The organism is Streptomyces sp. NBC_00335, from assembly GCF_036127095.1.
Lineage (GTDB): Bacteria > Actinomycetota > Actinomycetes > Streptomycetales > Streptomycetaceae > Streptomyces.
Map to the genome: position 1 here is coordinate 7,121,229 of NZ_CP108006.1, position 12,429 is coordinate 7,133,657.

Sequence of the window (12,429 nt, forward strand, 5' to 3'; positions counted from 1 at the left end):
GTTCCGCCCGGCCGGGGCGAAACGGTGCGCGGCCCCCGCCCCGGGGGGAGGGGAGGCGGGGGCCGCGCGGTCCTTTGGCCCGGAGGGCCGGTCTTTGGGAGGGCGGGTCTCGGGGAGGGCCGGTCTCGGAGAGGGCCGGTCTACTGGACGGTGATGAGCTTGCCGTCGGGGGCGACCGCGTACCAGGTGCCGCCGACGCCCTGACCGTTGATGTCGCCGGCCTTCTTGTCACCGGTGAAGGTGTAGACGGGCCAGCAGTTCACCGTCTGCTGCTTCTTGCCGTCGGGGCGGTCGAGCACCAGGTAGTTCTTCTGGATGATCCCCTTGGCGTTCGCCTGGTCCACCGGCGGTACGACCGGCCACTTGGCCACGCAGGCGCCCTCGCACTTGGAGACCATGGGCCACGCGGTGTCCGGCTTGAACCGGTAGACCGTCATCCCGTTGCCGTCGACGATGTGGTCGCCGAGCTTCGGGTCCTTGGCCACGGTCAGCGCACCGGAGGCCTGGCCCGCGCCGCCGGGTGCGGGGGCGGCGGCCGCCTTCGCGGCCTTCTTGCCGTCGGGGGCCGCCGCGAACCAGGTGCCGCCCACGCCCTGCCCGTTGGTGTCGCCCGCCTTGGCGTCCTTGCTGTACCGGTACACGGGCCAGCCCGCCACCGTCAGCTGCTTGCTGCCGTCGGTACGGACCACCTCGCCCAGCAGCGCCGGGTCCATGCCCGCCGCGGCGGTGGCGTCGCCGGCCGCGACCACCGGCCAGACCTTCGCGCAGTCCCCGTCGCAGGAGGACTTGGACGGCTTCGCGGTGTCCTTGTCGAAGCGGTAGAGGGTGAAGCCCGCGCTGTCGGCGAGGACGGAGCCGAGCTTCTCGTCCTGGGCGATGGCCAGTTGACCGGCGGGCTCGGCTGCGCCGTCCGCGCCGGCGTCGGAGCCCGCACCGGATCCGTAACCGTCGCCCGAGGAGGGGGCCTGGGAGGGAGCTGCGACCGCTCCGGCCGGCTTGACGGTGTCGCCCGCCGAATCGCTCCCGCCGCACGCGGTCGCGGTGAGTGCGACGACGACCGCCACGGCCGCCAGGGTGGTTCCGCGCTTGATGCCCATGTTGATGTCTCCCACTGTGTGTCCTTGCCTGCGCCGCCGCGTCCATCCGTCCGTGCGGAGTGGAGCGGCGGCAACTGTGTGCAGGACACGCCCAGTCGGAGCCGATCTGTTCAATCCCGTCGATGTGGGCTGTTTCACTCACCCCGGGTCGAACCCGGCCCGCTTCATGGCCGTGGCCACAGCGAGGCCGAGCGTGCGGTGTCCGGCGTCGTTGGGGTGCAGTCCGTCCGCCAAGTGCTCGGGGCCCAGCACCTCCCGCCCCGGCAGCAGCACCAGCCGCTCGTCCCCGGCGGCGATCCGCTCCCGGGTGGCGCGCTCCATCGCGTCGCGCAGCGCGCCCAGGGTGGCGCCCAGCTTGTTCGGGGTGCGTTCCGCGTCCGGGCGCAGCAGCGGGGAGAGGAGGAGCAGCGGGGTGCGGGGGTGGCCCTGGCGGACCAGTTCGAGGAACGCGCGGGTGGTCTCGTACAGGAGCGGGGCCGAAAAGGGCACGCGGGACCAGCAGTTGGTGCCGAAGGCGAGGGTGAGGACGTCGGCGGGGAGTCCGGCGAGCTGCTCGGCGCAGGCCAGTTCCCCGCGCGCCGCGCCCGCGTAGCCGAGGTTGACGGTGTCCCAGCCGAGCGCCCGCCCGGCCACCGCGGGCCAGCCGTGCGCGGGCCGGGTCGACCACCAGCCCTCGGTGATGGAGTCTCCGTGCACCACCCAGCGGGTGGCGGGCGGCGCGGGGGCGAGCGGGCCGCCGATCCCGCGCAGGCCGAGGATCAGCGGGGACTGGGTCTCGGGCGGGTGGATGGTGAACGGTCCGGAGCCGCCGGGCAGTTCGAGCCGTACGACGGCCTCGGCAGCCGGCTCGGTGTACAGCTCGCCGACCACCCCGTGCCGGTCCCACAGGGCGAACCCGTGCGCGAGGTCGCGGAGCGCGTCGGTGGGGCCGGGCACGGTCGCCCGGTAGTGGATCTCCACCGCCCGGGCGGCGGCCGCGGTGAACTCCAGGCGCACCCCGATGGGCAGGGTGGCCCGCTCGCCGGTGTCCCAGGGCAGCCGCATGGTGTCGGCCGGGTCGGCCCGCACGGGGCGGCCCCCGTCCAGCCAGGCCACACCGCGCAGGAAGGGGCCGGGGTCCAGCCACGGCCCGGCGGCGGCGGTGCCGTCGTCTTCGTTCGTGCGCGGGGCCGTGACCGCGTCGGGTCCTGCTTCCCGTGTGCTCATCGTGCGCCTCCGACCGTCGGGTACGGGAACTTCACGGCGACGCCGCCGTCCACGACCAGCGTCTGCCCCGTCATGTACGAGGACTGCGGCGAAGCCAGGAAGTACAGCGCCGCCGCGATGTCCCGGGGCTCCGCGACCCGGCCCAGCGGGGCGTTCTCCGCGTTGACCCGGCGCCCCTCGGGCCCCAGCAGGGCGGCGACCCGCGGGGTCCACACCACCCCCGGTGCCACCGCGTTGACCCGTACCCCGCGCGGGCCCAGCTCTACCGCCGCCGAGCGCACCAAGGAGATCAGGCCGGCCTTCGCGGCGCCGTAGGCGGCGTGCAGCGGGGCCGCGGTGAGCCCGGAGACGGAGGCGACGAAGACCAGCGGTCCGCCGCCGGCCGCGGCGACGGCCTCGCCGCCGTACTGGACCGTCAGCCAGGCGTGCCGCAGCACCAGGTCGAAGTGCCAGTCCCAGCCCTCGTCGTCCAGCTCGGGCAGAGCGGCGTACCGGGCCATGCCGACGATGTCGACGACCCCGCCGACCGGGCGGCCGCCGAGCAGCTCCGGCGCCGCGGCGAAGAGCTCCCGTACGGCCTCTCGCCGCGTGACGTCGGCGGCGTACGGGACGCCCCCGGTCTCCGCGGCGACCGCGCGGGCCCGCTCCTCGTCCACGTCCACGCACAGCACGCGGGCGCCGCCCGCGGCCAGCGCGTGCGCGGTCTGGCGGCCGATGCCGTTGCCCGCGCCGAGCAGGACGAGGGCGCGGCCGTCGAGACGGTGCAGGGCGGCGTAGTCGGGGACGGGGGAGGTGTCGGGGCCGGTGTCGGGGGCGGAGGGGATGCCGGGGCCGCCGGGGCCCTCGCTCACGCGGAGGCCTTCCGGGGCGTGTACCGGGCCAGCTCCGGTATGACTTCCTTGCCCAGGATCTCCAGGGTCCGCAGGATCTCCCGGTGCTCCAGGTACCCCCACTGGACGTAGCAGATGAGCTGGTCGACGCCGAGGTCCGCGTACCGCTTGGCCTTGGTGACGATGGTCTCCGCGTCCCCGATGAGGATCATGTCCCCGTCGCTGAACTCCCTTACGGGTACGTTCCCTTCGAGGATCGGCGTGAGCAGCGGGAAGGTCCGCTCCCGCTCCTCGGGGCTCAGGTGCGGCAGCTCCCACTCCAGGGTGAACCGCGCCAGGTTGGAGTACCACCAGGCGACCGACTCCCAGACCCGGGGTCCCGGGCCGGTGCGCGGCGGGGTGGCGTGGACCAGGGTGTAGGCGGCGACCCGGTCCGTGGTGACGTCGGTGAGGGGGCTCGGGGCGGCGGCCGCGGCCCGGTAGGCGGCCACCTGGGCGGCCATCGCCTCCAGCGGCTGCATGATCGAGAAGGAGAGCAGCCCGAGGCCGTGCGCGCCCGCGACCTCCGCGGAGCCGGGGGAGGTGGCCGCCATCCAGGCGGGCGGGTGCGGGTCCTGCACCGGCTTGGGGGTGACCATGCGGCGCGGGAAGGTGAAACGCTCCGATGCGTAGGCGAAGTACTCCTCGCGCCACATTCCGGTCACGATTTCGATGGCCTCGCGCCAGTCGTCGCGGGACTTCGCCCGGTCCACCCCGAAGGCCGCCTGCTCCATGGGAGTGGACCGGCCGGTGCCCCATTCCACCCGGCCGCCGGAGAGCACGTCGACGGTGGCGACCTTCTCCGCGATGCGCTGCGGCGGGGTGAAGGCGAAGGGGGTCAGGGTCACGCCGAAGCCCAGCCGGATCCGCTCGGTGAGTCCGGCCAGGTGCCCGAGGAGGACCTCGGGGGCCGGGCAGTGCGAGCGGCCCTCGCGGAAGTGGTGTTCGACCGCCCAGACGGTACGGAAGCCCATCCGGTCGGCGAGCCGGATCTGCTCCACCGCCTCCCGGTAAGCGCGCTGCTCAGCGGCCCGCTGGCCGTGCGGGTGGGCTCCCCGCCAGGGCCGCGGCACGTCGATCTCGTAGAGCACGTCCAGGTCCATGGCGGCACGCTGCGGCAGATCTGACGAAGTGTCAAGAATGCGGGTCGGGATCGGCTGCGCAGCGATCGATCATCCCCGCGCAACAAAGGACCATCCAGGACAGATCCGCGCAACGAACAATCGCCTATGTGCAAGGATGGTGCATTACGGGCGGTATCACTCAGCTCGTAGGCTCACTCGCTGTACGTGGAGTGGCGTGGACCGCCTGCTCGCGGTCCCCCCATGCCCAGGCCCTTCGCGGCCTGCTCCTGCTCCGGACCGCTGCGGTCGACGCCTGAAACCCCACCCGCAGTGACAAAGGAGTCCCCTCGTGCTCGACCACGGCCAGGCGCCACCGCTCGCCCCCGCCCCCCAGGCGCCGCGCAAGCCCGCCCACCCGCTCCTGCGCCGCAAGCCGGTGGAGCAGCTGGTCGCCGAGGGCGGTCAGGGCGAGGGCGGCTCGCTGCGCCGCTCGCTCACCATGTGGCAGCTGACCATGATCAGCATCGGTGCGACGCTCGGCACGGGCATCTTCGTCGTCCTCGGCACCGCGGCCCCCAAGGCCGGCCCCGCCGTGACGATCTCCTTCATCATCGCGGGCCTGACCGCTCTCTTCTCGGCCCTCTCCTACGCGGAGCTGGCCGGATCGGTGCCGGTCTCCGGGTCCTCGTACTCGTACGCGTACGCCACCATGGGCGAGCTCGTCGCCTGGGTCTGCGGCTGGTGCCTGATCCTGGAGTACGGGGTTTCCGTCGCGGCGGTCGCCGTCGGCTGGGGCGAGTACCTCAACGAATTCCTCGACGGCACGATAGGGATCACCATCCCCGAGAGCGTCTCCGCCCCGCTGGGCGAGGGCGGCTTCATCAACCTGCCGGCGCTCGTCGTCGTCCTGCTCGCCATGGTCTTCCTCATGCGTGGAGCCAAGGAGAGCGCCCGGATCAACTCGATCATGGTCGGCGTGAAGATCGTCACCCTGCTGCTCTTCATCGGCATCGGCGCCATGGGCATCAAGTCCGGCAACTACTCGAACTTCAACCCGCTCGGCCGGGAGGGCATCACCGCCGCGGCCGGCACCCTCTTCTTCTCCTACATCGGCTTCGACGCCGCCTCCACCGCCGGTGAAGAAGCCAAGAACCCCAAGCGCGACCTGCCCCGCGCGATCATGCTCTCGCTGCTGATCGTCACCGTCCTCTACGTCCTCGTCGCCTTCGTCGCCGTCGGTGCCATGCCGTGGCAGGACTTCGAGGGCACCGAGGCCGCGCTCGCCCAGATCATGACCGACGTCACCGGCCACAGCTTCTGGGGCGTCGTCCTCGCCGCGGGCGCCGTCGTCGCCATCGCCTCGGTCGTCTTCGCCGTGCTCTACGGCCAGACCCGCATCCTCTTCGCGATGTCCCGCGACGGCCTCGTGCCCAAGGCCTTCGGCAAGGTCAACGCGCGCACCGGCGTCCCCCGCGCGAACGTCGTGATCGTCGGCCTCTTCTGCGGACTCCTCGCCGCGACCATCCCGCTCGGCAAGCTGGCCGACGCCACCAGCATCGGCACGCTCTTCGCCTTCGGCCTGGTCAACGTCGCCGTCATCATCCTGCGCTTCACCCGCCCGGACATGCCGCGCACCTTCAAGGTGGCCCTGTTCCCCCTCACGCCGATCCTCGGCTTCCTCGCCTGCGGCTGGGTGATGTGGAGCCTCGACGCCGTCACCTGGCAGGTCTTCGGTGGCTGGATGGCCGTCGGGCTCGTGATCTACTTCCTGTACGGCATCCGCCGCTCCCGCCTGGCCGCAGCAGAACCGGCCGCAGTAGAGAAGTGATCCACCCGTAGTGCGACTGAACGATCTCGACGAACGCATCGTGCACGCCCTGGCCAAGGACGCCCGCCGCTCCTTCGCGGACATCGGCTCCGAGGTCGGACTCTCGGCCCCCGCCGTCAAGCGGCGGGTGGACCGGCTGCGCGCCGAAGGAGCCATCACGGGCTTCACCGTCCGCGTGGACCCCGCCTCGATGGGCTGGGAGACCGAGGGCTTCATCGAGATGTACTGCCGCCACAACACCTCGCCGGACGACATCCGGCGGGGCCTGGAGCGCTACCCCGAGGTGGTGTCCGCGTCGACCGTCACCGGCGACGCGGACGCCCTCGTGCAGATCTTCGCCTCCGACATGCGGCACTTCGAGCGGGTCCTGGAGCGGATCGCGGGCGAGCCCTTCGTGGAGCGCACCAAGTCCGTCCTCGTCCTCTCCCCGCTGCTGCGCCGCTTCACCTCGGGCGCACCGGCGTAGCACCCCTGGTGCCACGCCGGGCGCCGTACGGGCCGGGCCTCAGGCGTGCTGCGGGACCTCGTCCTTCATCAGGCCGCGCAGCTGCTCGCGGAACTCCGGGGTGTCCGTGTGACTGTGCACGTCGACGGCGTGCTGCACGGAGGCCCGCAGCAGTTCCTCCTCGTCACCGGCGATGGTGAGGGTGCAGTTCATTTCGCTGGGGTACTCCCTGCAGTCCAGAACCTTGCGCATGATCTACCTCCCGGGGTGGACGGACGCCGGCGGACTCACCTCCCACGATCCTCCTCCCGGGCCCCCGGCGAAAGCCGGGGCCTCACCCCCGCCGGGCCCACTCCCCGGCCAGCAGCCGGTACGAGCGCACGCGGTCGGCGTGCGCGTGCGTGATCGTGGTGATCAGCAGTTCGTCGGCGCCCGTGGCGTCCCGCAGCCGCTCCAGCTGGTCGGCGACGGTGGCCGGAGAACCGGCGAACTGCGTCTCCACCCGGTCCGCGACCAGCTCGTGGTCCGCCGCCGACCAGTCCCGGGTCAGCGCACGGGCCTCCTCGGGCGCGGGGAAGGGGATCGCCCCCTCGCCGGACCGGATGCTGTGCACCCACGGCGCGTACCCGGCGGCCAGCTCCCGGGCCTCGGCGTCGTCCGGGGCCACCACGACATCGGCGGACACGGTCAGGTGCGGCCGGTCCAGCCCGCCCGGTCCGGCCGAGGGCTTGAAGGCCGCCCGGTAGGCCTCGGCGGCTTCCAGCACGCTCGCCGGGCTGACGTGGTAGTTCGCCGCGAACCGCAGCCCGTTCGCGCCGGCCGTCTCCGCGCTCACCCCGGCGCTGCTCCCCAGCACCCACACCTGGACCTCGGCGCCCTCCCCGGGCACGGCGTGCGCCTCCACGCCCTCCGGCGAGCGGTACTCCCCGCGCAACAGGGCCAGTACGTCGCCCACTTGCTCGGAGTACTCCTGCGCCGTGGCCCCCGGCAGCTGCAACAGCCGCTGCTGGAGCGCGATCCGCGGGTGATCGCGCAGGTGGGCGAAGGAGAAGGGCTTCGGTATGCGCAGCCCGTTCGCGGTGGTGTACGCCACCGGCGGCTCGGCCCCGGCACGGCCGGCCGGCGGGCCGCCCCCCGAACGCCCCAGCCCCAGGTCGATCCGCCCCGGGTGCACCGCGTCCAGCAGGCCGAACTCCTCGACCGTCGACAAGGCCGTGCGGTGCCCGAGCTGGACCGCCCCCGAGCCGATCCGGATCGTGGAGGTGGCCGAGGCGGTCAGCGCCAGTACGACGGCGGGCGAGGTCCCCGCCACACCCGGATTCAGGTGGTGCTCGGCGAACCAGTAGCGGGCGTAGCCGAACCGCTCGCTCTGCCGGGCGAGGTCGACGCTGTTGCGGAGTGCCTCGGCGGCCGTGGAGCCGGAGGCTACCGGGACGAGGTCGAGGACTCCGAGCGGGATACCGGGCATGGTGTTCCCCCTTCTTCGGTGACGGGCTTGGATGCGGTCCTGCGGAGGTCAGCCGTGCGCCGGGGCGAGCGCGCGCGGCGCCGCCAGCCCGAGGTGGTCGCGCAGCGTCGGGCCTTCGTACTCCCGGCGGAACACCCCGCGCTCCTGGAGCAGCGGGACGACGGTGTCCGCGAAGGCGTCGAGCCCGCCGGGGGTCAGGTGGGGGACCAGGATGAAGCCGTCGGCCGCGTCCGCCTGGACCAGGGCGTCGATGCCCTGGGCGACGGTGAGGGGCGAGCCGACGAAGGACTGCCGCTCGGTCGTCTCCATCACCAGCTCGCGGATCGACAGCCCCCCGGCGGCGGCCCGCTCCCGCCACTCACGGGCCACGGCCAGCGGATCCCGGTGCATGCGCACGCTCGCCCGGCCCAGCGCGATGGTGTTCTCCCCGGGCACCGGATCCACGTCCGGCAGCGGCCCGTCCGGGTCGTAGCCCGACAGGTCCCGGTTCCACACGTGCTCCAGGCGCTTGATCGCGGTCGCCCCGCTGACCTGCTGGAGCCGCACCTCGCGGGCCAGCTCCTGCGCCTCGGCGTCGGTGTCGCCGAGCACGAAGGTCGCCGCCGGAAGGATCTTCAGCTCGTCGGGGGTGCGCCCGTAGCGGGCCAGGCGCCCCTTGACGTCCGCGTAGAAGGCGCGGCCCGCCTCCAGCGTGCCGTACCGCCCGAAGATGGCGTCCGCGGCGGCCGCCGCGAACTCCCGCCCCTCGTCCGAATCGCCCGCCTGGAAGACGACCGGCCGCCCCTGGGGGCTGCGCGGCACGTTGAAGTGCCCGGAGATGTCGAACTGCTTGCCCAGGTGGGCGAAGGCGCCGGGGTTCGCGTCCCGCAGGAACTCCCCGGAGACCGGGTCGGCGAGGATCTCGCCGCCGTCCCACGCGTCGAAGAGCTCGTGGGCGGTGTCCAGGAACTCCCGTGCCCGCTCGTAGCGTTCCTCGCGCGGCAGGAACCCGCCGCGCCGGAAGTTCTCCCCGGTGAAGGCGTCCCAGGAGGTCACCACGTTCCAGGCGGCCCGGCCCCCCGACAGATGGTCGAGGGAGGCGAACTGGCGGGCCACCTCGTACGGTTCGTTGAAGGTGGAGTTGATGGTGCCGGCCAGCCCGAGGTGCTCGGTGACGGCGGCGAGCGCCGCCAGCACCGTGAAGGTGTCGGGGCGGCCCACCACGTCCAGGTCGTAGATCTCACCGCCCTGTTCGCGCAGGCGCAGGCCCTCGGCGAGGAAGAGGAAGTCGAACTTCGCGCGCTCGGCGGTCCGCGCGAAATGGAGGAAGGAATCGAAGTCGATCTGGCTCCCGGCGGCCGGGTCGCTCCACACGGTGGTGCTGTTGACCCCCGGGAAGTGCGCCGCGAGATGGATCTGCTTGAGCGGCTTGCTCATGGCTGCTGTAGGTCCTTCCTGGGGATCAGGCGGCGGGGGAAGCGGCGGCGGCGGGAGCCGCCGGGGCGGCGGCGTACCGGCTCGCCGGGCGCGGCAGCCCCAGCAGGCCGCGGAGCGAGGAGGCCTCGTAGGCCCGCCGGAACGCCCCGCGCCGCTGGAGCTCCGGGACCAGGCCGCGGGTGATCGCCGGCAGGTCGTGGGCGAGCACCCCCGGACGCAGCCGGAAGCCGGTCAGCCCCGCCTCCCGCCCCTCCAGCAGCAGGTCGGCGAGGTGCGCCGGAGTCCCCGCGAAGACGGGGGCGTCACTCGTGTACGCGGTCCCGTGCGCGGCGTCCAGCCGCTGGAGCCTTCGCTCCGCCGCGGCCGGCTGCTCGTCGAGGAAGACCGTCAGCTCACCGAACAGGTGCGGGGTGCCGGGGAGCGCGGCGACGGCGGTGCGGATCTCGCCGGCATCGTGCGCGGGCACGTAGCCGATGTCGGCCGACCGGGCGAGGAAGGGGTACACGGCGGCGTCCGATGCCAGCGCGCTCACCGGGGGCAGGCCCTGGGGAGGCCGCGGGGTGATCGAGGGGCCCTTCACGCTGAACCGGGGGCCCTCGAAGTCGATGTAGTGCAGCTTGGCCCGGTCGATGAACCGTCCGGTGGCCGCGTCGCGGATCTCCGCGTCGTCCTCCCAGCTGTCCCACAGCCGCCGGACCACCTCGACGTGATCGGCGGCCTCCCCGTACAGCTCGGCCGGGTCCAGGGGCGCCGTACGGCGCCCGAAGTGGCGCACCTCGTCCGGCCGTTCGGAGATCTGGATGCGCAGCCCGGCGCGGCCGCGGCTCACGTAGTCCAGGGTGGCGAGCGCCTTGGAGACGTGGAAGGGCTCGGTGTGGGTGGCCACCACGCTCGGCACCAGCCCGATGTGCCGGCTCAGCGGCGCCACCCGGGCGGCGACCAGCACCGCGTCGAGCCGGCCCCGCACCAGGTCGGTGCGGCCGTCGGGCCCGGCCGGATCGGTGGACTGCAGGCTCAGCGAGTCCTCGAAGGTGACGAAGTCCAGCAGTCCGGCCTCGGCCTCGGCGACGAGCGCGGCCCAGTAGCCGGCCGTGAACAACAGGCCGGGATCGGCGCCCGGTTCGCGCCAGGCGGCGGGATGCCAGCCCGCCCCGTCGAGGGCCACGGCGAGGTGGAGCGCGGGGGAGGTGGCGGGGGAGGGGGAAGGGTGCACGGGCATGACGGAACTGCCTCCTGATCGGACGGCGCGGCGAAGGGCGAAACTGCTCGCGGAAACGCGGAACGCTGATCAGGAACGACAGAGGGAACCGGCGACGCGCAGGAGGTCGATGTGCGCGCGGGAATGCAGGTGGACGGCGCGGCGCGGGGTGAGGGCGTCACCGGCGGTTCGTACGGTCATGCCCTGCCACCCCCCTTCACCTCGTGTTCCGGTCGTCCCTCCGACGCTAGATCAGGGGGGACCGGGCCACAACGGATGGAATGTCAATCCGTGTTAATGCTTCGTGTCGGGCGTGCGAAGCCCGATGAACACCGGCTCGCGGCGCAGGGTGAAGCCCATCGAGAGGTACAGCCCCACGGCCGAGGTGTTCTGCGCCGCGGCATGCAGGAACGCGGTGTCCCCGCGCTCCTCCACGGCGGCCACGACCGCGCGGATCAGCCGCCCGGCGAGCCCTTCGCCCCGGTGCTCGGGGTGCGTGCACACGGCGCTGATCTCCGACCAGCCCGGCGGCCGCATCCGCTCGCCCGCCATCGCGACGAGCCGGCCGCCGCGGCGGATCCCGAGGTACGTGCCCAGCTCGACGGTGCGCTCCCCGAACGGGCCCGGCCGGGTCAGCTCGACCAGCTCCAGCATCTCGGGCACGTCGGCGGGCCCCAGCAGGACCGCCTCCGGTTCCTCCTTGCCCCGTACCGCCCGGCCGTCCAGCTGTACGCCCGGTATCGACATCAGCGTCTCCCAGCCCGCGGGCGGGGTCGGCAGCCCGGTCACCCAGACCTCCCGACCGGGACCGGCGAGCTCGGCCAGATCCGCCCAGGCCCGCGGATCCTCCGGGTCGGCCAGCGCGGCGAAGGGCGAGACGCCGGCCGCGTACCGGGCGGCGAGTCCGGCGGGACCGGTCTCGGCGAAGCCCCGGTGCGGGCCGTCGAGCGCGGCCCAGACGGGATTGTCGAGGACCGCGTCGGGCCGGGACGCACGGGACATGAGCGGGAGGTTCCTTCCCTCGGGCGCAGGCGCTTGCGCAGGTGCTTGTGCGGCCACTTGCGCAGGCACTTGTACGGGCACTTGTACGGACTCGTGCGGGCGGTCTTGACGGCCCCTGGCGGTGCCATGAGACTGCGAACGCCAGCCTAATGGGGGTGGCGGACAGGAAGGGGCCCCGGTGGACCAGCTCATCACACCCTCCTCCTCCACCACCCCGCTGCGCCGCTCCTGGCTCACCCGCCGGCTGCACATAGATCTCCTCCGCGTCTGCAGTGCCACGGCCCCGGCCTCCTGAGGCCCCGCCGAGCACGCGCGTACGCACACAGACCGAGGAGACCCATGTCCCAGACCCATGTCCAGACCCATGTCCAGACGCCTGCCCCGAGCCCTGCCCAGACCCATGTCCCGAGCCTTGTCCAGAGCCCTGCCCAGACCCCCGTCCCGGCGCCCGCCCGGAGCCGCGTCCGGGCCGCCGTCCTCCGGGGCCGGATCGGGACCGGCTTCTCGCCGGTACCGCACCGCTACCGGCTCTACGTGGCCGCCGACGACTGTCCGCGCTGCCTCGGCGTCACCGCCGCCTTCGCCGAGCTGGGCCTCCGGGACACCGTGGCCCTGACCGTCCTGCGGCCCGGCTCCGACCCCGCGGGGCACGACGCGCTCCGCCGCGCCTACGAGGCCGCCGGGCACGACCACGACGGCACGCTCACCGTCCCCGCCCTCTGCGACGGCTGGAGCGGCCGGGTGGTCTCCAACCACGCCCCCGACATCCTGGAAGACCTGCGCCGGCTGAGCGTCCACCCGGCCTTCCGCCCGGCCTCGTAAAACCCCCGGAAGGG

General features: G+C 73.3%; 14 protein-coding genes. 4 read left to right on the forward strand and 10 right to left on the reverse strand.

Going from position 1 to position 12,429, the window contains the following annotated elements:
• Positions 1-140: 140 nt before the first annotated feature.
• The 4 genes from OHA37_RS32380 to OHA37_RS32395 all read right to left on the reverse strand — a co-directional run bounded on the left by OHA37_RS32380 (position 141) and on the right by OHA37_RS32395 (position 4,275).
• On the reverse strand, positions 141-1,097 hold the full coding sequence (locus OHA37_RS32380) for an SCO0930 family lipoprotein (RefSeq protein WP_266913279.1): 957 nt from the start codon (positions 1,095-1,097) through the stop codon (positions 141-143).
• A gap of 138 nt (positions 1,098-1,235) precedes the next feature.
• Positions 1,236-2,303 carry a GDSL-type esterase/lipase family protein gene (locus OHA37_RS32385; protein ID WP_266910525.1) on the reverse strand — a complete coding sequence of 356 codons (1,068 nt, stop codon included), beginning with the start codon at positions 2,301-2,303 and terminating at the stop codon, positions 1,236-1,238.
• A complete protein-coding gene (locus tag OHA37_RS32390) occupies positions 2,300-3,154 on the reverse strand; it encodes an SDR family NAD(P)-dependent oxidoreductase (RefSeq protein WP_266910527.1) in 855 nt (284 codons plus the stop codon). The genes OHA37_RS32385 and OHA37_RS32390 overlap by 4 nt, the downstream gene beginning before the upstream one ends.
• On the reverse strand, positions 3,151-4,275 hold the full coding sequence (locus OHA37_RS32395; protein WP_266910529.1) for an LLM class flavin-dependent oxidoreductase: 1,125 nt from the start codon (positions 4,273-4,275) through the stop codon (positions 3,151-3,153). The genes OHA37_RS32390 and OHA37_RS32395 overlap by 4 nt, the downstream gene beginning before the upstream one ends.
• Positions 4,276-4,585: 310 nt before the next feature.
• Here OHA37_RS32395 and OHA37_RS32400 point away from each other — a divergent pair, with 310 nt between their 5' ends.
• Together OHA37_RS32400 and OHA37_RS32405 are read left to right on the forward strand one after the other, a co-directional pair.
• On the forward strand, positions 4,586-6,064 hold the full coding sequence (locus OHA37_RS32400; RefSeq protein ID WP_266910531.1) for an amino acid permease: 1,479 nt from the start codon (positions 4,586-4,588) through the stop codon (positions 6,062-6,064).
• A gap of 10 nt (positions 6,065-6,074) precedes the next feature.
• Positions 6,075-6,530 carry an Lrp/AsnC family transcriptional regulator gene (locus tag OHA37_RS32405; protein WP_243334460.1) on the forward strand — a complete coding sequence of 152 codons (456 nt, stop codon included), beginning with the start codon at positions 6,075-6,077 and terminating at the stop codon, positions 6,528-6,530.
• 39 nt (positions 6,531-6,569) lie between these two features.
• On the opposite strand, the gene OHA37_RS32410 is transcribed toward OHA37_RS32405, so the two are convergent.
• The 6 genes from OHA37_RS32410 to OHA37_RS32435 all read right to left on the reverse strand — a co-directional run bounded on the left by OHA37_RS32410 (position 6,570) and on the right by OHA37_RS32435 (position 11,593).
• The gene (locus OHA37_RS32410; RefSeq protein ID WP_266910533.1) at positions 6,570-6,761 is read right to left on the reverse strand and encodes a DUF1059 domain-containing protein; all 192 of its coding nucleotides are present in this window, start codon (positions 6,759-6,761) and stop codon (positions 6,570-6,572) included.
• A gap of 82 nt (positions 6,762-6,843) precedes the next feature.
• On the reverse strand, positions 6,844-7,977 hold the full coding sequence (locus OHA37_RS32415; RefSeq protein WP_266910535.1) for an LLM class flavin-dependent oxidoreductase: 1,134 nt from the start codon (positions 7,975-7,977) through the stop codon (positions 6,844-6,846).
• A 48-nt stretch (positions 7,978-8,025) separates the two neighbouring features.
• Complete coding sequence (locus OHA37_RS32420; RefSeq protein ID WP_266910537.1) at positions 8,026-9,393, reverse strand: NtaA/DmoA family FMN-dependent monooxygenase; 1,368 nt, start codon at positions 9,391-9,393, stop codon at positions 8,026-8,028.
• A gap of 25 nt (positions 9,394-9,418) precedes the next feature.
• Positions 9,419-10,612, reverse strand: coding sequence for an LLM class flavin-dependent oxidoreductase (locus tag OHA37_RS32425; protein ID WP_266910539.1), 1,194 nt, complete (start codon positions 10,610-10,612; stop codon positions 9,419-9,421).
• Between the two features lie 69 nt (positions 10,613-10,681).
• Positions 10,682-10,792, reverse strand: coding sequence for a putative leader peptide (locus OHA37_RS32430; protein ID WP_323182381.1), 111 nt, complete (start codon positions 10,790-10,792; stop codon positions 10,682-10,684).
• 93 nt (positions 10,793-10,885) lie between these two features.
• Positions 10,886-11,593 carry a GNAT family N-acetyltransferase gene (locus OHA37_RS32435; protein ID WP_266910541.1) on the reverse strand — a complete coding sequence of 236 codons (708 nt, stop codon included), beginning with the start codon at positions 11,591-11,593 and terminating at the stop codon, positions 10,886-10,888.
• A 178-nt stretch (positions 11,594-11,771) separates the two neighbouring features.
• Here OHA37_RS32435 and OHA37_RS40850 point away from each other — a divergent pair, with 178 nt between their 5' ends.
• Positions 11,772-11,888: a putative leader peptide gene (locus OHA37_RS40850; protein WP_443046243.1), complete on the forward strand. Its 117-nt coding sequence runs from the start codon at positions 11,772-11,774 to the stop codon at positions 11,886-11,888.
• A gap of 44 nt (positions 11,889-11,932) precedes the next feature.
• Positions 11,933-12,415, forward strand: coding sequence for a hypothetical protein (locus tag OHA37_RS32440; RefSeq protein ID WP_266910543.1), 483 nt, complete (start codon positions 11,933-11,935; stop codon positions 12,413-12,415).
• Positions 12,416-12,429: the final 14 nt, after the last annotated feature.

What these genes read in the sequence shown, in the direction of transcription:
- OHA37_RS32380 (WP_266913279.1), bottom strand. Translation starts at nt 1,097, where the DNA reads ATGGGCATCAAGCGCGGAACCACCCTGGCGGCCGTGGCGGTCGTCGTC.
- OHA37_RS32425 (WP_266910539.1), bottom strand. Translation starts at nt 10,612, where the DNA reads ATGCCCGTGCACCCTTCCCCCTCCCCCGCCACCTCCCCCGCGCTCCAC.
- OHA37_RS32385 (WP_266910525.1), bottom strand. Translation starts at nt 2,303, where the DNA reads ATGAGCACACGGGAAGCAGGACCCGACGCGGTCACGGCCCCGCGCACG.
- OHA37_RS32420 (WP_266910537.1), bottom strand. Translation starts at nt 9,393, where the DNA reads ATGAGCAAGCCGCTCAAGCAGATCCATCTCGCGGCGCACTTCCCGGGG.
- OHA37_RS32440 (WP_266910543.1), top strand. Translation starts at nt 11,933, where the DNA reads ATGTCCCAGACCCATGTCCAGACCCATGTCCAGACGCCTGCCCCGAGC.
- OHA37_RS32415 (WP_266910535.1), bottom strand. Translation starts at nt 7,977, where the DNA reads ATGCCCGGTATCCCGCTCGGAGTCCTCGACCTCGTCCCGGTAGCCTCC.
- OHA37_RS32395 (WP_266910529.1), bottom strand. Translation starts at nt 4,275, where the DNA reads ATGGACCTGGACGTGCTCTACGAGATCGACGTGCCGCGGCCCTGGCGG.
- OHA37_RS32410 (WP_266910533.1), bottom strand. Translation starts at nt 6,761, where the DNA reads ATGCGCAAGGTTCTGGACTGCAGGGAGTACCCCAGCGAAATGAACTGC.
- OHA37_RS32435 (WP_266910541.1), bottom strand. Translation starts at nt 11,593, where the DNA reads ATGTCCCGTGCGTCCCGGCCCGACGCGGTCCTCGACAATCCCGTCTGG.
- OHA37_RS32430 (WP_323182381.1), bottom strand. Translation starts at nt 10,792, where the DNA reads ATGACCGTACGAACCGCCGGTGACGCCCTCACCCCGCGCCGCGCCGTC.